We start from the raw sequence: 19,229 nt of genomic DNA, 5'->3' as shown, positions 1-19,229 counted from the left end.
TGTGAGGATGGCTGATTTAACTGAGCTGCTTGTGCCTAGAAGCCACAAGAACCCAGGGCCGCCGCCCACATGTCCCTTCATCATACTAACAATGTCAAAGAGCTTCACCAAACATCGGAGCGGACAGCGATTGCTCCCCGATCCTTACGTTCCGGGGGACTGCTGTCCGTAATGTTGGCGACCGATCGAAGCGAGAACCAGTGGCGCTCACCGCGTCGGTGGAGTGGCATCTAGGCGCGTCGGATGAGTCGGTCAACAGGAAAAATAGGAAATGCGAATTTTTCTGGCTGGCCAGGGACCAACGCCCAATCAGGGTGAGGCCAACGGCTCGCCAGCCCATGTTTCCGTGTCGACCTGCGCCTGCGCGTCGGCGGAATAGCGAGGCCCCGCCACCGCGCCAAAGGTGAAGATCGCATCTACCGCCGCGAAGAGGTCGTCGGACAGACCTAGCGACAATGTCGCCAGATCCTCGTCAAGATGCGCAATATTGGTCGTGCCAGGAATTGGCACGATATAGCCTCGCCGGGACAGCGCCCATGCGAGACATAGTTGTGCGGCAGTGCATCCCGCCGCTTCAGCCAGCGCCTGCAGCCGCGCCGCCAGTTCCAGATTGGCCTGAAGATGCGGCGGCTGGAAGCGAGGCATGGCTGCACGGAGATCACCTTGCAGCACGCCATCCGGACCGACATTGCCAGCCAGCAGCCCGCGCCCGAGGGGCGAAAAAGACACGAAACCCACGCCCAGTTCATCGCAGGCATCCAGCACCGCCACTTCGGCATTGCGACTCCACGGCGAATATTCCGTCTGCATCGCCGCGATCGGATGAACCGCATGAGCCCGGCGCAACGTCCCCGCCGACATTTCGGACAGGCCGATGGCGCCGATCTTGCCCGCCTCCTTCGCGCGGACGAGCGCGCCGACCGACTCCTCGATCGGCACATTCCGGTCCAGCCGATGAAGATAATAAAGGTCGATATGGTCGGTGTTGAGGCGGCGCAGCGAATCCTCCAGCACACGCGCGATGGCGGGGGGCGAACCGTCCAACCCGCGCTTGCCGTCGATCTCCGCGAGGACGCACTTGCTCGCCAGGATGAATTCGTTCCGGCGGCGCATTAGCGTCCGGCCGAGTAATTCCTCGTTAGCGCCAAAGCCGTAGAGAGCGGCCGTGTCGAAGAAGGTCACGCCCCGATCGAGCGCATGCAGCAACAGCCGCTCCGCTTGCTCCGGCTCCGGTCGCGGCAGGTAGGCGTGGCTCAAATTCATGCAGCCAAGGCCGATGGCAGAGACGGTCAGAGGACCCAGTGTACGGGTGGGCAATGTGCTGTTCATCTGCGCGCTTTAGTCACATCGGCACGGCGATCCCAGCCCAATTCCTCTGCAGCCGAGCCATCAGCCTGCCGGAGCGGTGCGCAAAACCACGGGCACCGACCCCGCGTCCCTCAAGCGGATATAAAGTTTGCCGTCCTGGGGTGCGGAGACGGAGAGGGACGAACCAGTGAAACCTTGCGCAACAGGGGTGGCCTTGTGGAAGCTGGGCGCGGACGCCACCGCGTCGATGAGGAAGAGATCGCGGCCCTTGATCGTGCAGCTCTCCTGCGCGCAGGTCACTGCCTCTATATGGGGAAGGCGGGCCAGCGTCACGAGCGGTTGCCAGTCACCAGCCTCGGCGCCCCGAACCAGCCGGAAGTGCAGCGGCCCTGCCGATGGCGCGAGCAGCCCAGCGTCCAACGTGGCTATCCCGACGCCCGGAGCCGAAAGCCGCCAATGCGAGCCGCTCGAGAGCCGCACGGATTTACCCTCCCCCTGCTCTGCCGCCACTTCGATCGCATCGCCGGGGCGCAGCGCGCCGCCCTGTTCGGCCCGTACCGAGAAGACCAGCCGCCCATCGTCGGGCAGCACATCCTCGCCCGGCAGCGTCAGCGCGGCGCCTGCGCCCGGCGTGATGCTTTTGCTCAGCAGGGTCACACGTGGCCGGGGGTCTTCAACAACGGCGGTAAGGCTTGCCGAGCGGCCGTCCCTAAGCCGAACGCGGGCCGCTGCCTTGTCTCCGACCTTCAGGGGCGCGCCCTCCCCCTTCGTCGTCAGCCGCAGGCGGTCGACCGTTCCGTCACGAGTCAGGCCGTCAGGCAACAGCCGCATGCCGGCCAGTTCCACCGCCTCGACCTGATCCAGCCGCTGCCCCGACAGCGTCGCTGTCGTGTCGCCGGCATGGATGCGCAGCCGATCGAGCCTGCTCGCCTGAGCATAAGCTTGCAATGCTAGGACCGATGGGGTTGCAACGCCCTGATATTTGATCTCAAGCCTGATGTCCCCCGGCTGGCGATCGACCAAGGGCAGGGTGAGCGCGAGCTTGTCCGATCCCTGCACTTTCCAGCCGAGCGATTGCGGCGGAGCTTCCCCCTGCCGGATAATGACGGACTCGACGCAAGCCGGCGCCTCGCCCGCCAGGGTTAGCGCATTGTCGCGCCCGACCACCAGGGCCGGCGCGTCGCCCACGGGTTTCCAACCAGACATGCCGGGCAATTGCAGCTCGAAATCCGGGCCCTCGAAGCGTTCGAAGCCCCATTGGCCGAACAGATGCCCCTTCACCGAACCCCGAAAGGGTTCGGCTAGCGGTTCGCCGCCCTGCAGCACATAGCCGCCGCGATCGGCGCGTGGCTCGACCGGCAGATCGAGCGTCTGGCCTCCCGCCGCCGTCAGCCTCACCATCATTTGCCGGGCGTAGGCGGTCGAATAGATGAGCGGCGCGCCCTCGACAGGCAACACGACGCCCGGCCGGGCCGCGCAGATCGGGCCAGCGGCGCCGCTGCGCAGGCGGGGCGGGCTGTCGGCTTCTATCGCGGGCATGCCGATGACCAGCACGGACTTGGGCTTCTGGAAAGACGGCGCCGCGTTCAGCAGCAGCGACAGGCCCTCGCCCCGGCGCAACCCCAGCGTCGGCAGATAGTCGAACTCCGGATTGCTGAACGCACCAAAGATTTTCGCGACGTCGCGGACGACCGCGATATAGGGGCTGTAGAAGCCCGCCCCCGCCTCCCGCGTCGAACTCAGTTGCAGGGCAAGGTCGGTGGGCGCGCCGGTCAGCGTCTCGGTCAGCGAACTGCTGTGCACGTCCGACAGAACCAGCGAGGCGCGATTGTCGAGCAGACAGGAGGCTTGCAGTTCCACCACCTTCGACAGGCATTCCTCATTGAGCTTCATCGAGAGGCTGCGGGCGAGCGCCGGAGCGACCGACCGAAGATATTCGGGGTGACTGTTTTCCTGCGCGCGGATCGCGGCCATGAAGGCATCGAGCCGTGACCGGTCGAGCGAAGCCTGATTAAGTTCCTGCGTCGCGCGGATGAACTCGCCGGGCTTGCCGCGCACGGCGTCGGAGATGGCCCCCTCGGCGCCGCCGGTGTCGGGAACCAGGAACAGCGTCATCTGGCGCGCACCCTTGGGTACGGTCAGCGTCAGGCTGTTGTCCTTCGCCTTCTTCTTCCAGGTTTCGGCGGTGCCGATCCAATCTTTGGGCGGCGGATTGGTCGCGCCGCGCAAAAAGGCGGAAAGCATCACGAAGCGCGCGCCCTGATCCTCCGGCAGATCGGCCTTGATCGACAGCTTGTCGCCCTCGGCCAGCGTGGGTACCTGCGCGATGGGCAGCACCTCTCTGCCCCGCGTGACGGTGATGCGCAGCGCAGGACCGCTGAGTTCAAAGGGTGCGCTTTCGGCAGCCCATGTCAGCGGGGATACCAGACCGAGCCCCATGGCGCGGCCAAGTGCGCCGCTCCATTTCATCTTAGCGAACGACAGCCGCATGTCTCCTGTCCGGCCTTCCCCCAAGCGCAATGCCAATTCCCCTGACCGCCGCTCCATTCCGATAAGATGAACAGGCGCAAGAAAATTGCGACAGGTGGCGGGAGTGGCGCGGCGGGAGGCTTTAGAGGATCAACGCCGCAAGCGCATCCAGACTTGGCAGCACCGCCGTCACCGCACGCAGCTCTTGCTCGGTCGGTGGGAGCAGATCGGGCACCATGATCGTCGGGATTCCGGCCGCGCTCGCCGATCGAACGCCAGCATAGCTGTCCTCCACCGCCACCGCGTCGTGAACGGCGACGTCCAGCCTGCTCGCCGCGAGCAGATAGGGCTCTGGATCGGGCTTGGCGCGGGCGACGTCATTGCGCGTGATCACCACGTCGAAGCAGGACAGGATGCCTGCCCTTGCCAGCCGCTCCTGCGCGAAAGGTGTACTGGTGGAAGTGGCGATCGCCATACGGATGCCCGCCGTGGCAATCGCGGCGAGCGCCGCCTGCGCACCGGGACGAAAAGGCACTTCCTCGTGCAACGCCGCTTCGAACAGCACATCGCTCTCCGCATAGAAGCGTTCCAGCGGAAAGCCCGGACCAAGCAGACGGGCAAGCATCTCGCGGTTCTCATGCCGTGGAATGCCCACCATGCCGAGCAGCATCTCCTCCGTCAGCGGCCAGCCCAGCGCTGCGCTGGCCTGCGCCATGGTTCGCTTGTGCAACGCTTCTGTATCGAGCAGCGTGCCGTCCATGTCGAAGATGACCGCCCTGACCGGATCGGGCAGCGGGCGGGCGAGGCGGGCAGACTCGGCTGCAGCGAAGGGCGACATTCTCATGCCTTCCATGTGGGTATTGTGCACCGCTTTGGCGATTGCATTCGCGGCAGGCACAGATGCACATGGGTTAAAAAGGGTGCTGGCTTGGGCCCCAATCCGGGTGTAGGATGCGCGCCATTGGCCATGAGGCGCTTCCCTCATGCCGAGAGATGCCCGCCCGCACCGCGGCTGTACGCGTTGCGATTTCGACGGGCATGTCCCGACAGAGGACAGAAGAAAAGCGTGCCATGGCGTCCTGCCAGGAGAGCGAACCATGGCAATTGCTCATCCCTCCCGTGCGGCGCCTGCCGGGGAAGATATTTCCATTCGTACGATCGGTTTCGATGATGTGCGCATCGCCCTGCGACAGGGCTGGGACGACTTCCTGGCAAAAAGGGGCGATCTCGTCTTTCTGGGGTTCATCTATCCGGTGATCGTGGCGCTGGCGATCATGTCGGCCAGCCAGATGTCGATCCTGCCGCTGATCTTCCCGCTGGTTGCTGGCGCGATCCTGCTGGGGCCGGCCTTCGCGAGCGGCTTTTATGAACTGGCGCGGCGGCGTGAAAACGGCCTGGACGCACGCTGGCGGCATTTTCTTGACGTGATCCGCACGCCGGGAGGATCGGCGCTGTTCGACCTCACCTGCGTCGTCGCCCTGCTGTTCATGGCGTGGATGGCGGCGGCCTGGTTCATCTATCATATCACGCTGGAGAATGTGCCGGGATCGACGGCTTCGGTTGGCGCCTTCCTGTCCGCGACCTTCGGCACGGAGCAGGGCTGGCAGATGATCATACTCGGCAATCTGGTCGGATTCGGCTTCGCACTGCTGACATTGGCCGCGAGCGTGGTGTCCTTCCCTATGGCGGTGGACAAACCGGTCAGCTGGGGCCTGGCGCTCCGCACCTCGATGCGCGTGGCCTGGCATAATCCGGTGACGGTCGCAGCCTGGGGCCTGATCGTCGTGGCGATGCTGTTCATCGGCGCGCTGCCAGCGCTGGTGGGCCTTGCGGTGGTATTGCCGGTGCTCGGCTATGCGACCTGGCATTTATATACACGCGCGGTGGTGCGATAAGGCTGGTTTGAAAGCCTTTCCTTCCTATCTTCGGCAGAGGCGGTCCCGCGCACTCTATTCCCAATAGAGGCAGAACAGCGTAAGGGCCGCCGCGAAGAATCCAAGGAAGAGAAGCATGCCGCATTATCGTTCACGCACCAGCACCCATGGCCGCAACATGGCCGGCGCCCGTGGCCTGTGGCGCGCCACCGGCATGAAGGACGAGGATTTCGGCAAGCCGATCATCGCCGTCGTCAACAGCTTCACCCAATTCGTGCCGGGCCACGTCCATCTGAAGGACCTCGGCCAGCTCGTCGCGCGGGAAATCGAGGCGGCGGGCGGCGTCGCCAAGGAATTCAACACCATCGCGGTCGATGACGGCATCGCCATGGGTCATGACGGCATGCTCTATTCGCTGCCGAGCCGCGACCTGATCGCCGACAGCGTCGAATATATGGTCAACGCCCACACCGCCGACGCGATGGTGTGCATTTCGAATTGCGACAAGATCACCCCCGGCATGCTGATGGCTGCCATGCGCCTCAACATCCCGGCGATCTTCGTTTCCGGCGGGCCGATGGAAGCGGGCAAGGCGGACATTCATGGCCAGACGATCGCGCTCGATCTGGTAGACGCCATGGTCGCCGCCGCCGACGAAAGCTATACCGACGAGGAAGTGAAGGTCATCGAGCGGTCGGCCTGCCCCACCTGCGGCAGCTGCTCGGGCATGTTCACGGCGAACTCGATGAACTGCCTGACCGAGGCGCTGGGCCTGTCGCTGCCGGGCAACGGCTCGACCCTCGCCACCCATGCCGACCGTGAAAAGCTGTTCCTGGAGGCCGGCCGCACCATCGTCGATCTCGCCAAGCGCTGGTATGAGCAGGAGGACGCCACCGTCCTGCCCCGCTCCATCGCCAGTTTCGCGGCGTTCGAAAATGCCATGAGCCTCGACATCGCCATGGGCGGCTCGACCAACACGGTGCTGCACCTGCTTGCCGCCGCCTATGAGGGCGGCGTCGACTTCACCATGGCCGACATCGACCGGCTGTCGCGCCGCGTTCCGTGCCTCTGCAAGGTCGCCCCCGCCAAGCAGGACGTGCATATGGAGGACGTCCATCGCGCCGGCGGGATCATGGCGATCCTGGGCCAGCTCGACCGCGCGGGCCTGATCAACAACAGCCTGCCCACCGTCCACAGCGCGACGATGGGCGAGGCGCTCAACCGCTGGGACATCAGCCGCACCAACAGCGCGGCGGTGCAGGACTTCTTCAAGGCCGCGCCGGGCGGCGTCCGCACGACCGTGGCGTTCAGCCAGTCGAATCGCTGGAAAGAACTCGACACCGATCGGACTAGCGGCGTCATCCGCAGCGCCGAACATCCCTTCTCCAAGGATGGCGGGCTTGCCGTGCTTTTCGGCAATATCGCGCCCGAAGGCTGCATCGTGAAGACGGCGGGCGTTGATGAGTCCATCCTGACCTTCCACGGCACGGCGCGGGTTTACGAAAGCCAGGACGCGGCGGTCGCGGGCATCCTCGGCAATGAGGTGAAGGCGGGCGACGTCGTTGTCATCCGCTATGAAGGGCCAAAGGGCGGGCCGGGCATGCAGGAAATGCTCTATCCGACCAGCTATTTGAAGTCGAAGGGCCTCGGCAAGGCATGCGCGCTGATCACGGACGGGCGTTTTTCCGGCGGCACGTCGGGCTTGTCGATCGGCCATGTCTCGCCCGAAGCGGCGGAAGGGGGACTGATCGCGCTGGTCGTGACCGGCGACCCGATCCTGATCGACATTCCGAACCGCAAGATCGAGCTAGCTGTGGACGATGCGGTGCTGGCCGAGCGCAAGGCGGAGATGGAAGCACGCGGCGCCAAGGCGTGGAAGCCCTTCGGCCGGAAGCGCAACGTCTCCCCGGCGCTGCGGGCCTATGCAGCGCTCACCACCAACGCCGCCAAGGGCGCGGTGCGTGACGTGAGCCAGGTCGAGAAGGATTGAGGCCTCCCATTACAACCGCCGCGCCGGGTCTCTCGAAGCCCTCTCTCAACTGAAGGGGTGGCCGTCCGCCGCGCTCGGACGGGAGCGAGAGGCGGCTTTCACCAAGCCCGCGGCACATTGCCGACGCGCTTGGCCACCGCGTCCTCGATCTCGTTTAGCTGCGCCTGATTCAGCACGCCCGCCATATGCAGCTTGCGCATCAGTTCATCGACCAAAGCGGCGAGGAAATGCAGCTCCGCCCGTTCCGACGCGGCGTCATCGCTGTCATGGTTCATCGCGCCACCCTTCCTGTCCGTTAACCATAGCGGCATGAACAGACGAGGCGGGGTTTGGTTCTTTTCCCGGCTTAGAAACGCGCTCCCGCCGCCGCCAGCGACTCCTTGACCCGCGCAGTCGCCATCGCCAGCGGGTCCGTCTCGCCCAGTAAGGCGAAGCTGCCGTTGAGCGCGAAGGTGCAATGACCATGAACGGTCGCGACGAGCGAGCGGGCGAGGCGCGGTGCGAGCGGCTGTGCCTCTTGCGGCAGGACGGCGGCGACCTCGCGCACGACCACCTCCGTCAGCATGCCGCGCCGCTCCGCCATCTCGTCGGGGATCGGCATGTCCTCGACCATGCGATGGTCGTAAATCGCCATCCAGAGATTCGCATGGGCCTGCGCAAAGCTGAAATAGCCGGCCACCAGCGCAGCGATCCGGTCAGGCGGATCGGACGCCAGCCGCTCCTCCAGCCATTCCGTCCAGAGGTCGAATGTCTGCGTGTTGATCGCGGCGATCAGCCGGTCATAGCTCCCGAACACATTGTAGAGCGTTCCCACGACATAGCCGACCCGCTTCGCCACCTCTCGCGCGGAAAAGCGGGCGAAGCCGACTTCCGCCATATGGCGATGCCCTTCGACGAGGATCAGCGCCTCCAGCTCTTTCCTGCTATGATCGGATCGGCGTCCCATGAGTGATTGCTAGAGAAGGAAATGATCATCGTCCAATTCTTTTATTGAACAGTGCTCAATTTATGCTAGAGGCATTAACATGTCGTCGACTTTTGGCGCATAAGGGTGACAGCCCATCAGGGGGTAAGCATGTCCGCACCAGATCTGTCATTGCTGGGAAAACGCCGTTTCGCGCCATTGTTCGTCGTGCAGTTCCTGGGCGCGTTCAACGACAATCTGCTGAAGTTCGCGCTGCTCTTCCTCGCCAATTTCGGCCTCTACCGGGCTGAGCCCGGCAAGGCGGAACTGCTGGCGACGATCGCGACGGGCCTTTTCATCCTGCCCTATTTCCTCTTCTCCGCGCTCGCCGGACAGCTGGCCGACGCGTGGGACAAGGCGAAGCTGGTGCGCGCGGTGAAGGCGGCGGAAGTCGTGATCATGAGCCTCGCCGTCACCGGCTTCTACCTGCAATCGGTGCCGCTGCTGCTGTCCTGCCTGTTCCTGATGGGGCTGCATTCGACCATTTTCGGCCCGGTCAAATTCTCGATCCTGCCCCAGCATCTGGGCGCGCATGAGATCATGGGCGGCACCGGCCTGATCGAGGCGGGCACCTTTCTCGCGATCCTTTCGGGCCAGTTGCTGGCGGGCGTCATCCCGCCATGGGAAGCCGGCGTCGTCGCGGTGTGCCTCGCCAGCCTCGGCTTCCTCGTCAGCCTTGCCGTGCCGCCCGCGCCCACCGTGGTTCCGGGCCTGCGGATCGAGCGCAACATCTTCAAAAGCACATGGCACATCCTGAAGGCCGCCCGCCATGGCCGGGGCGTGTGGCTCTCGATCCTGGGGATCAGCTGGTTCTTCGCTGTCGGCGCGGTGCTGCTCGCGGAATTCGCGCCGCTGGTGAGCGGCGTACTGAAGGCGCGGCAGGAGGTCGCGACCTTCTTCCTGCTGATCTTTTCGCTCAGCGTCGCGGGCGGGTCGATGCTGGTCAACCGGCTGCTGGGCGGCGAAGTCTCGGCGCGGTTCGTGCCCGGCTCCGCGCTGGTGCTGGCGGGCTGCATGATCGACCTGTGGCTTTCGACCAGCGCTTACGTCCCGGCGCATCAGGGCGCGGGCATCGCGGAGTTCGTCGGTTCGGCGGGCAGCTGGCGCATCATCGCCGATCTGGTCGGCATCGCCTTTGCCGGCGGCATGTTCATCGTGCCGCTCTACGCCATCCTGCAGACTCACAGCCCGCGCGAGGAGCGGTCGCGCACCATCGCCGCCAACAATATCGTCAATGCGGCGGTCACGGTCGCCGTCGTCGCGATCGTCACCGCCATGCTGGCGCGCGGCGAGAGCGTGCCGGGCGTCATCGGCGTGATGGGCGTTGCGACTCTGGTGGTTGCGCTCATCAGCTGCTGGCTCTTGCCCGAAACCGTCATCAAGGCGGCGGCGCGCGGATTGTTGCGCCTGTGCTATCGGGTCGAGGTCGAGGGCGCGGAGAACATGCCGCGGCCCGGCCAGCCGGCGGTCGTGGTGGTGAACCATGTGTCGTTCCTCGACGGGCTGCTGCTCGCCGCTTTCCTGCCGGGCAAGCCGACTTTCGCCGTGCACACTCGGATAGCGCGGGCCTGGTGGGTCAAGCCCTTCCTCGGCCTGTTCGATGCCTTCCCCGTCGATCCCACCAACCCGCTGTCGGCCAAGGCGATGGTTAAGGCGGTTCGCGAGGGACGGACGCTGGTGATCTTCCCCGAGGGCCGCATCACCGTGACCGGCGCGCTGATGAAGGTGTTCGATGGCCCCGGCATGGTCGCGGACAAGGCCGATGCGCCGATCATCCCGGTGCGGATCGACGGCGCACAGTTCACGCCCTTCTCCCGCCTGCGCGGCAAGGTGCGGCTGCGGCGCTTCCCCAAGATCAGGCTGACCGTCCTGCCGCCCCGCCGCTTCAGCATAGAAGGCGAGCTGACCGCCCGCGCCCGCCGCGCCATTGCCGGCCGCCGTCTGTATGACGAGATGAGCCAGATGATGTTCGCAACCTCGGACACCGATCAGACGCTGTTCGAGGCGCTGCTGGAGGCGAAGCATATTCATGGGGCCAGCGCCGAGGTGGTCGAGGATGTGAAGCGCGAGCCGATGAGCTATAAGCGATTGATTATCGGTTCACAGGCGCTGGGCCGCGCCTTGGCCCGCGAGACGCGGCAGGGCGAGGCGGTCGGCGTGCTGCTGCCCAATGTCGCGGGCGTGGTCGCGACCTTCTTCGCGCTGCAAGCGACCGGCCGGGTGCCGGCGATGCTCAACTTCACCGCCGGCCTCGTCAATCTGAAGGCTGCCTGCGCCGCGGCAGAAATCCGCACGATCATCACGGCGCGCGCCTTTGTCGAGCAAGGCAAGCTCGGCGATATCATTGCCGGACTGGAAGCGGAGGGCGTGCGCATCCTATGGCTGGAGGATGTCGGCGCGACGATCGGCACCGGCGCCAAGGTGCGCGCGCTGATCGCCAGCCGCTTTGCCGCACGCAGCCATAGGCGGCTCCGCATTTCACCCGATGCGCCGGCCGTCATCCTCTTCACCAGCGGATCGGAGGGGCTGCCCAAGGGCGTGGTGCTGACGCACCGCAACCTCCTTTCCAACTGCCGCCAGCTGGCCGCGCGGATCGACTTCAACTCCGCCGACGTGGTGCTGAACGCGCTGCCGGTATTCCATAGCTTCGGCCTGACCGGCGGCACGCTGCTGCCGATCTTCCATGGCGTGAAGACGCTGCTTTACCCCAGCCCGCTGCACTATCGGATCGTGCCTGCGCTCGCCTATGACGCCAATGCGACGATCCTGTTCGGCACCGACACTTTCCTGTCGGGCTATGCGCGGATGGCGCATGGCTATGACTTCTACTCGCTGCGCTATATCTTCGCCGGCGCCGAGCGGGTGCGCGATGAAACCCGCAAGGCCTATGCCGAGAAGTTCGGGCTGCGCATCCTGGAAGGATATGGCGCGACCGAGGCGGGACCGGTGATCGCGGTCAACACGCCGATGCACTTCCGCGCGGGCTCGGTCGGGCGGCTGCTCCCCGGCGTCGAGGCCCGGCTGGACGATGTGCCGGGCATCAGCGAGGGCGGGCGGCTGTCGATCCGGGGGCCGAACATCATGGCCGGCTATCTGAAGGCGGATGCGCCCGGCCTGCTGCAACCGCCGGAGGAAGGCTGGCACGATACCGGCGACATCGTGACGATCGATGACGCCGGGTTCGTGACGATTCGTGGGCGGGCGAAACGCTTTGCCAAGATCGGCGGTGAGATGGTGTCGTTGCCTGCAGTGGAGGGCTATGCCTCCGCGCTCTGGCCTGACGCCGAGCATGCCGTCGTCACCCGCCCCGACCCGCGCAAGGGGGAGCAGCTGGTGCTGTTCACGACCCGCCGCGATGCTGGGGCGGCGGCGCTTCAGGCCTGGTGCAAGACGCATGGCGTGACCGAGCTTTCCATCCCGCGCGAGATCAGGGTGATCGAAGCGCTGCCGGTGCTGGGAACCGGAAAGACCGATTATGCGTCCATGACGGAACTGGCTGCATCCTGACAGGCTTCGACAAGCGAAGCCGGTGCGCCACCGGGACCAAGCCGTGGCCATGCGATCCGCCATCCTCGATATACCGCGCAGCCTGCTGGTCGATCAGGTGCGCGGCGTCTTCAACGACCGGACAAAGGGCGAGCGGCCGGTCGTGCCGTCCGACAATGCGCTCTATCCGCGCGGCGCGGTGATCCGGCGCGTCCATGGCGATGTCACGGCGATGATGATCGGCGGCGTGTCGGCGCTGCTGCTGCAGATGCTGCACCCGGCGGCGCTGGCAGGAATTTGGGAGCATAGCCGCTTTCGCGACGACATGCTGGGGCGGCTGCGGCGCACGGCCCGCTTCATTGCGGTCACCAGCTATGCCGACCGGGCGGAGGCGGACGCGGCCATTGCGCGCGTCCGGCAAGTGCATGAGCAGGTGCGCGGCACGCTGAGCGATGGCACGCCCTATGCCGCCAATGATCCCGCGCTGCTCGCCTGGGTGCATGTGTGCGAGGCGGTGAGTTTCCTCGACGCGTGGATCGCCTTTGCCGAACCCGCCATGTCGCGTGCCGATCAGGATCGCTATTTCGCGCAGGCGGCGCTGGTGGCGCGGGCGCTGGGAGCTGATCCTGTGCCGCAAAGCCGGGCCCAGGCGGAGGGGTTGATGACGCGCTTCCGCCCCGAACTCAAGGCGGATGAGCGGACGCGGGAGGTGGCGCGCATGGTGCTTGACCAGCCCGCCCCCTCGCTCGCCCTCGCCCCGGTGCAGAAAGTGCTGATGCAGGCTTCGGTCGCCATGCTGCCACGCTGGGCGAGACGGATGCATGGGCTGAGCCTGCTGCCCTTCTCGGCTCCCGTCACACGGGCGGGCGCCTTCGCGCTCGCCCACACCGTGCGTTGGGCCTTTCGGCAGGAGGGCGGGGTCAGAAGTTGAGCTTTGCCCCGATGCGCAGCGTGCGCGGCTCCATCACGCGGCTGAGGCGGCCCTCCACCGGGGCGGCGTCGAAAGCGGGCAGGTATGATTCATACTGATAGGCGATGTCCTTGTCCCGACTGTTGAAGATGTTGAGCAGTTCGCCGTAAATCTCCACGCGCTTCCCCTTCCAGGCGGCGCGCGCGTTGACCACGGTGCTGCCCTTGTCGCGGACGCTGTTGTCCTCGATCAGCGGATAGGGGCCGAGATGGCGCAGGCGAATGCTCGCCTCCCACGGGTCGAGGATGATGGCCGCTCCGGCCGACGCGGCGTTCTCGAAGGCGTTGGGGATACGATCGCCATTGTCGTAGCGCGAATGGCTGGCGGTGTAGTTGCCGTCGAGCGCCAGCCAGGGCAGCGGCCGCCAGAAGGCGACCAGTTCATAGCCGCGCCGCTTGCTGGCGCCGGTCGGCTCCACCGCGTTGCTGTCCCCCACGAAGCGCAGTTCGCTGCCGACGTTCAGCCACCAATAGGTCGCGGTGAGCGAGAAGCTGCCGAACTGGACCCGGCCACCCAGTTCCTTGCCGGTGCCGCGTACCAGCACGGGGACGGGCGTGTCGACATTTACCGCACCGCGCACGTCGTTGCTGTGGAAGCCGCGGCCCCAATTGGCGTAAAGCTCCAGCCATGGTGCCGGCTGATAGGCCATCGACGCCTTGGGCGAGAGCATCGCGTCGTCGCCGCTGCCGGTACCCAGCGCTGCGCTGACCGCATCCTTCGCGCGGACGGCATAGTGATAAGTGTCGCCGCGCAGGCCGCCCGTCAGCCGCAGGCCGGCGAGCGGGCGCCACGTCGCCTCGCCATAGAGTGCCGCCGACGCCTCCTCCACATGATAGCGGCCGAGCGAGAAAAGGAACTGGCGGTTGGCCGTCCGCGACACGCCGACATCGCCGATATGGTCGTAGCGGTTCTCCGTGCCGATGGCCGCGGTGAGGGTCGGCGTGACGCTCCAGCGCTTTTCGGCCGTGACCCCGGCGATCCAGCGGCGGTCGAACTGGCGGATCTGCGCGCTGTTGCCGTCGGGGTCGGCATAGGTCGGGTTGGAATACATCGCCCAGTCGTAAAATTGCACATAGGCGTTGGCGCGCCATGTCGGCTGCGTCACCGCCAGATTGCCGACGATCCGCGTGGTCGCGCCGCGCGCCGTCGGATCGGGCGAGCAGAAGATGTCGGGACAGGCAGCGGAGCCGATCGCCCGCTCGGGGATCTGCTCGGTCGGGCGCCAGGTCGCGCGATAGGCGTGGAGCGTCGCCTCCAGCTTCCCCTCGCCGGCCGGCACCGCATATTTGGCAAAGCCGCTATAATGGCGTAGCCGCTCAGGCTGCTGCCAGGGTCCGTCATAGCCCTTGGCCTGCGCCACCAGCGTCAGGTCGCCTGCGCCAAGGCCGTGCAGCGTGCCGCCCGCCGCGACCCTGCGCCAGTCGTAGGAGCCGCCCTCCGCCGCAATCCAAGGGCGCGCGAAGCCGTCGATCGTCGTCATATAGGCTGCGCCCGCCAGCGCGAAGTCGCCGCCGTCGGCGCGATAGGGGCCTTTGCGGAAATCCTCCCGCCCGACGGTTTCGGGGATGAGGCCGTTGAGGTCGAGATAACCCTGCCCGTGGCCGTGGCTGCGCAGGTTCATCTGCACGCCGTCGATATAGGTGGTGAAGTCGGACCCATGGTCGAGGTTGAAGCCGCGCAGGAAATATTGATTGGCCTTGCCGCTGCCCGAATGCTGCGCCGCGATCATGCCCGGCACCGCCTCCAGCAGTTCGGCGACGCGCAGCAGCGGGCGGACGAGCAGATCGGCCCCGCCGACGCTCCCCTCGCTCGCGGCATGGGCGAGGCCGATCTTCGCTTCGCCCCGACCGAACACGATGATCGTGTTTGCGCTCGCCTCTGCCTCCTCGGCAGACGGCGCGGGCGCGTCCTGCGCGGCGGCCGTGCTCGTAATGCCCGAGGCAAGGCAGAGCGCTAAAAATGTGCGTATCATGTCTTTTCATTCCCCGGCGTCATGCGACTGCCGGTGGAGGCGCGCCGTCCAGAACGACAGCCGGCGCGCGCCGACGGCCGGACGCCATCAGCGGCCGCCCACGCGAACCGGAGCGGCCCCCACCGCTCGTTCGTCGCTCAGACGGAATTCACCGTGCCGCGGCCATCCCCTGGACCCAGGCATGAGCGACCAGACGCCGGCAGGTTTCCTGGCTTGCGGGTCATCGCTCGAGGCATGGCCTTCCCAGGCCTCGCAGGATTTAGCGTCCGGCCCAGTGACTGACCCTCTTCCTTGAAAGGATCGATATGCGTCTCGCTCACCGCTTACAGTTGCAGGGACAGCCGGGGATTTGGCGGCGCTCAGGCCCCCTCACCCCATTCCCTTTGAAGCCCCTTTCGGGGCACCGGCGCGATCTTGCGAAACGGCTGGTAAGCCGTTTCGCAGCCGTTCTTAGGCGGTGCGGCAGCGGATGGGAAGACCCAATCTGATCAGGCGCCGGGTACGCCCAGCAGCCGCGCCTCGTCCGCGATGCGCGCCGCCTGGGCAGGGTTTGCGGTGCGTGCGGCCTGATAAGCAGCGCTCGCCTTTGCCGTTTCGCCCAGCGTCATGCGGCTGCGCATCAGCATGATCCAGCCGTCGACATTGGCGGGATTGGCCTTGAGCTTGGCCTCCAGACCCGAAACCATCCCCTCTATCATCGCGTCCTGCTGGCCCTTGGGCAGTTGCGAGGCGGCCTGCATCTGCTCGCGCGAGGGTCCGGGGATCGCCGCCGTCGCGACCGATCCCATGGCGGGATGCGGCGCGGTGGGCTTCACGGCCGCCAGCCGCTGCTTGACTTCGATATCGTTGATCCTGCCCACCTGCTCGATCGTGCGGCGCAGGTCCGCTTCCCATGGAGCGCCGGGCGGCGTGTCGGCGAGCAGCGCAAGCCAGTCGCCGATCGCGCCTTCATGATCCTTCGCCAGATCCTTGCGGACAGCGAGGAAATAGCGGGCCCGCGGTTCCTTCGGGTCCAGCCGGATCGCGCGGTCGAAGGCGTCGGATGCTTCCTTCGGCATCGGGTCATGCTCGCTCGCCATCACGACCGCTTCGCCGAGCGATGACCAGAAGGTCGCGTTGCCCGGCACCAGCTTCGTCGCTCGGCGATAGGCGCGCACCGCGTCGGCGTGACGCCCGCTCTCGAAATAGGCCCAGCCGAGCGTCTGCCACCCTTCCGCATCATTGGGGTTGGCGCCCACTCGGTCCTGAAGCGCGCGAATGGCCGCTTCCGGGTCAGAGGCCTGCGCGAGCGGCGGCACGGGCGAGGCAGCGGCCGGATCGCCCGCCTCGGACGGCTTTTGCATGACATTATAGCCGATCGATACCGCCGCGATCCCGACAGCCCCCATCAGCAGGATGCGCCCCGTGCCCCAACTCACTTTCGATCGGCTCCCTTTAACCCAAGTGCCGTCTAGCGCAGCGCGACGGAAATGATAAGAGGGTCCGGGGCTTAGCCCCTCGGTACCCGTCGACAAGTGGAAAAGTCAGGGGCTGAGGGGCGTAAACAGGGGGGTTGAAGTGACTGAGCGCGTGCGTATCGCGATCGTCGGATCGGGGCCGGCGGGGCTGAGCGCGGCCGCGCGCGCGGCGCAGCTGGGCCTGTCGCATCTGCTGATCGAGAAGACGGATCACCTCTCCGACACAATCTTCAAATATCAGAAGGGCAAGCATGTGATGGCGACGCCCAGCCAGCTCGTGCTTCGCTCCGACTGCGATTTCGAAGCCGGCAAGCGCGAGGCGATCCTCGGCCGCTGGAACGAACAGGCCGCCGCGCAGGGCATCAACGTCGCCTTTCATGCCGAGGTCAAGGCGATCACCGGCACCGGCGATCCCATTCCCGGCTCCATCCAGAAGATCGTGGAGCGCAAGCGGGACGGCTCCACCGACATCAAGGAAATCCAGCGCCTCGCCCCGCCCTACCGCCTGACGCTGAGCGACGGGCGCGAAGTCATCGCCGACGCCGTCATCATGGCGATCGGCACGCAGGGCAACCCCAACCTGATGCGCGTGCCCGGCGCGGAGCTGCCCCATGTGCAATATCAGCTCGACGATCCGGCCGAATATAATGACGAGCACATCTTCATCGTCGGCACGGGCGACGCGGGCATCGAAAACGCCATGGGCCTCGCCGCCGACGAGGCGCAGGGCAATGTCGTCACCATCCTCAACCGGTCGACCGAGTTCGCCAGCGCCAAACCCGCCAACGTCAAGGGGCTGATGGCCGCCGCCGAGGCAGGGCGGCTCAGCATCATGACCGAATCCACCACCGCGAAGATCGAGCCGGGCTTCATCACCCTCGACAGCCGCGATGGCGAGGTGAAGCTGAAATGCGACCGCATCATCGCGCGCATGGGCTCGGCCCCGCCGCGCGGCTTTGTCGAAAGCTGCGGCATCGAGTTTACCAGCGGCGACCGGCTTGCCTTCCCCAAATTGTCCCCGGTGTTCGAAAGCACGGCGCCCGGCATCTTCGTCATCGGCGCGCTGGCGGGCTATCCGCTGATCAAGCACTGCATGAACCAGGGCTATGACGTCGTTGAATATATCAACGGCAATCGCGACCTGAAGCCCGCCGACGAACCGATCCTGGCCGCCAAGTTCGCGAGCTTGCCCGAGAAGAGGAGCGTTGCGGAATGGCTGGAGTATCTGCGCACCAACGTCTCCATCCTGGAGGGCCTCTCGCCCTTGCAGATGCGCGAGTTCATGCTCGACAGCGAGGTCCGCGCCTATCGCGCCGGTGAGACGATCTTCGAAAAGCATGACGCCGGCTCCTCGCTGTTCGGCATCGCCACGGGGCAGGCGCTGGTGGAGGTCGCGCCGAGGGCCAATGTCCCCATCGCTGCGGGGAGCATCTTCGGCGAAGTCGGGCTTATATCCGGCCGGCGCCGCGGCTCGACCGTGCGCGCGGGCACGGACTCGATCATGGTGGAGGTGTCGCGCAGCGCGGCGCTGAAGCTCATGTCCTCCAATCCGCCGGCCAAGCGCGCCATCACCCGCATCTCGACCGAGCGGCAACTGCTCCAGATGTTCGGCGCGGGCCTCACCCCGGCCGACCTTTCCGAAGTGCTCGACAGCGCCGAAATCCAGACGGTCAAGGCAGGCGAGGCGATCCTCACCGAAGGCGACCTTGGCACCGACATCTATGTCATCCGCGTGGGATCAATGATCGTGGAGAAGAAGATCGGCGGCAAAAACGTCTTTCTCTCCTACCTCCCCGCCGGTTCCTATGTCGGGGAAATGGCGTTGATCGCCGGCGGCCCGCGCACCGCGACGGTGAAGGCGACGGTCAAGTCCGAAGTCATCCGGCTGAACGGCGACGCCTTTGCCAGGCTGATGGCCGCCAAGCCCGCCCTGCTCGAACGCGCCCGCCGCGACATGGCGGCGCGGCAGGACGTCAACGCCTTCATCGAAAGCCGCAAGGACAGCTTCTCCACCGTCGTTGACATGTATTCGGAGACGGCCAAATTCCTGGTCGACAACGGCATCGGCGAAGCGACCGACGTGCTCCTGATCGACGAACATCTCTGCGTCGGCTGCGACAATTGCGAGAAAGCCTGCGCCGACAGTCATGAGGGCCTGTCCCGCCTCGACCGCGAGGCCGGGCGCACCTATGCGCACCTGCACGTCCCCACCAGCTGCCGCCATTGCGAGCATCCGCACTGCATGGCCGACTGCCCGCCCAACGCCATCCATCGGGGGTCCGACGGCGAAGTCTTCATCGACGAGACCTGCATCGGCTGCGGCAATTGTCAGCGCAACTGCCCCTATGGCGTGATTCGCATGGACAGCGTGCCGCCGAAAAAGCCAGGCCTGCTCAGCTGGATGTTCTTTGGGCAAGGCCCCGGCCCCGGCGAGCCGTCGAAGAAATGGCGCTATAAGAACGCCGAGCCGGGTGTCGAAAAGCCGAAGAAGGCGATCAAGTGCGACATGTGCTCGGGCATCGACGGCGGCCCCGCCTGCGTGCGCGCCTGTCCGACGGGGGCCGCGATCCGCGTCTCGCCGGAGGATTTCCTGACCGTGGCCCGGCTTGATGGGCAAGCGAATTAAATGCCTTACTTAGCGCAAAATAAATCTGTCATTCCCGCCGAAGCGGGAATCCATCTCCCGCAAGAAGCGCCAGGGGGAACGGTGGGGAGATGGATCCCCGCCTCCGCGGGGAT

At 65.9% G+C, this 19,229-nt stretch carries 12 protein-coding genes and 1 riboswitch; of the genes, 5 read left to right on the top strand and 7 right to left on the bottom strand.

Annotated features, from left to right (window positions below; all coding sequences use genetic code 11):
* Positions 1 to 309: 309 nt before the first annotated feature.
* The 3 genes from L858_RS0114705 to L858_RS0114695 all read right to left on the bottom strand — a co-directional run bounded on the left by L858_RS0114705 (position 310) and on the right by L858_RS0114695 (position 4,615).
* Positions 310 to 1,329: an aldo/keto reductase gene (locus L858_RS0114705; RefSeq protein WP_022683919.1), complete on the bottom strand. Its 1,020-nt coding sequence runs from the start codon at positions 1,327 to 1,329 to the stop codon at positions 310 to 312.
* A 60-nt stretch (positions 1,330 to 1,389) separates the two neighbouring features.
* The gene (locus L858_RS0114700; protein ID WP_081643369.1) at positions 1,390 to 3,747 is read right to left on the bottom strand and encodes a hypothetical protein; all 2,358 of its coding nucleotides are present in this window, start codon (positions 3,745 to 3,747) and stop codon (positions 1,390 to 1,392) included.
* Between the two features lie 172 nt (positions 3,748 to 3,919).
* A complete protein-coding gene (locus L858_RS0114695) occupies positions 3,920 to 4,615 on the bottom strand; it encodes an HAD family hydrolase (protein WP_022683917.1) in 696 nt (231 codons plus the stop codon).
* Positions 4,616 to 4,874: 259 nt separating this feature from the next.
* On the opposite strand from L858_RS0114695, the gene L858_RS0114690 reads away from it, so the two are divergent.
* Positions 4,875 to 5,672 (top strand): DUF2189 domain-containing protein, encoded by a 798-nt coding sequence (locus L858_RS0114690; protein WP_022683916.1) that lies wholly within the window; start codon positions 4,875 to 4,877, stop codon positions 5,670 to 5,672.
* Between the two features lie 115 nt (positions 5,673 to 5,787).
* Positions 5,788 to 7,641, top strand: coding sequence for a dihydroxy-acid dehydratase (gene ilvD, locus L858_RS0114685; protein ID WP_022683915.1), 1,854 nt, complete (start codon positions 5,788 to 5,790; stop codon positions 7,639 to 7,641).
* 98 nt (positions 7,642 to 7,739) lie between these two features.
* Here ilvD and L858_RS22010 read toward each other — a convergent pair whose 3' ends face one another.
* Complete coding sequence (locus L858_RS22010) at positions 7,740 to 7,916, bottom strand: hypothetical protein (RefSeq protein WP_022683914.1); 177 nt, start codon at positions 7,914 to 7,916, stop codon at positions 7,740 to 7,742.
* Positions 7,917 to 7,987: 71 nt separating this feature from the next.
* A complete protein-coding gene (locus tag L858_RS0114675; RefSeq protein WP_022683913.1) occupies positions 7,988 to 8,587 on the bottom strand; it encodes a TetR/AcrR family transcriptional regulator in 600 nt (199 codons plus the stop codon).
* Positions 8,588 to 8,716: 129 nt separating this feature from the next.
* Here L858_RS0114675 and L858_RS0114670 point away from each other — a divergent pair, with 129 nt between their 5' ends.
* Together L858_RS0114670 and L858_RS0114665 are read left to right on the top strand one after the other, a co-directional pair.
* The gene (locus tag L858_RS0114670) at positions 8,717 to 12,112 is read left to right on the top strand and encodes an acyl-[ACP]--phospholipid O-acyltransferase (protein ID WP_022683912.1); all 3,396 of its coding nucleotides are present in this window, start codon (positions 8,717 to 8,719) and stop codon (positions 12,110 to 12,112) included.
* Between the two features lie 49 nt (positions 12,113 to 12,161).
* Positions 12,162 to 13,022, top strand: a complete 861-nt coding sequence (locus L858_RS0114665) for an oxygenase MpaB family protein (protein WP_022683911.1) — start codon at positions 12,162 to 12,164, stop codon at positions 13,020 to 13,022.
* On the opposite strand, the gene L858_RS0114660 is transcribed toward L858_RS0114665, so the two are convergent.
* Positions 13,012 to 15,033 (bottom strand): TonB-dependent receptor, encoded by a 2,022-nt coding sequence (locus L858_RS0114660; RefSeq protein WP_022683910.1) that lies wholly within the window; start codon positions 15,031 to 15,033, stop codon positions 13,012 to 13,014. The two genes, L858_RS0114665 and L858_RS0114660, sit on opposite strands and share 11 nt — an antisense overlap.
* A gap of 181 nt (positions 15,034 to 15,214) precedes the next feature.
* A riboswitch (cobalamin riboswitch) is annotated at positions 15,215 to 15,456 on the bottom strand.
* A 65-nt stretch (positions 15,457 to 15,521) separates the two neighbouring features.
* Positions 15,522 to 16,421 carry a TPR domain-containing protein gene (locus L858_RS0114655; RefSeq protein ID WP_028056165.1) on the bottom strand — a complete coding sequence of 300 codons (900 nt, stop codon included), beginning with the start codon at positions 16,419 to 16,421 and terminating at the stop codon, positions 15,522 to 15,524.
* Positions 16,422 to 16,590: 169 nt separating this feature from the next.
* On the opposite strand from L858_RS0114655, the gene L858_RS0114650 reads away from it, so the two are divergent.
* A complete protein-coding gene (locus L858_RS0114650) occupies positions 16,591 to 19,116 on the top strand; it encodes a cyclic nucleotide-binding domain-containing protein (RefSeq protein WP_022683908.1) in 2,526 nt (841 codons plus the stop codon).
* Positions 19,117 to 19,229: the final 113 nt, after the last annotated feature.

Origin of the sequence: Sphingobium bisphenolivorans (genome assembly GCF_000412635.1) — a bacterium.
Classification (GTDB): Bacteria; Pseudomonadota; Alphaproteobacteria; order Sphingomonadales; family Sphingomonadaceae; genus Sphingobium; species Sphingobium bisphenolivorans.
The sequence above is the reverse complement of the archived record's forward strand: the minus strand, read 5'-3'. Positions and strand labels throughout refer to the sequence as shown.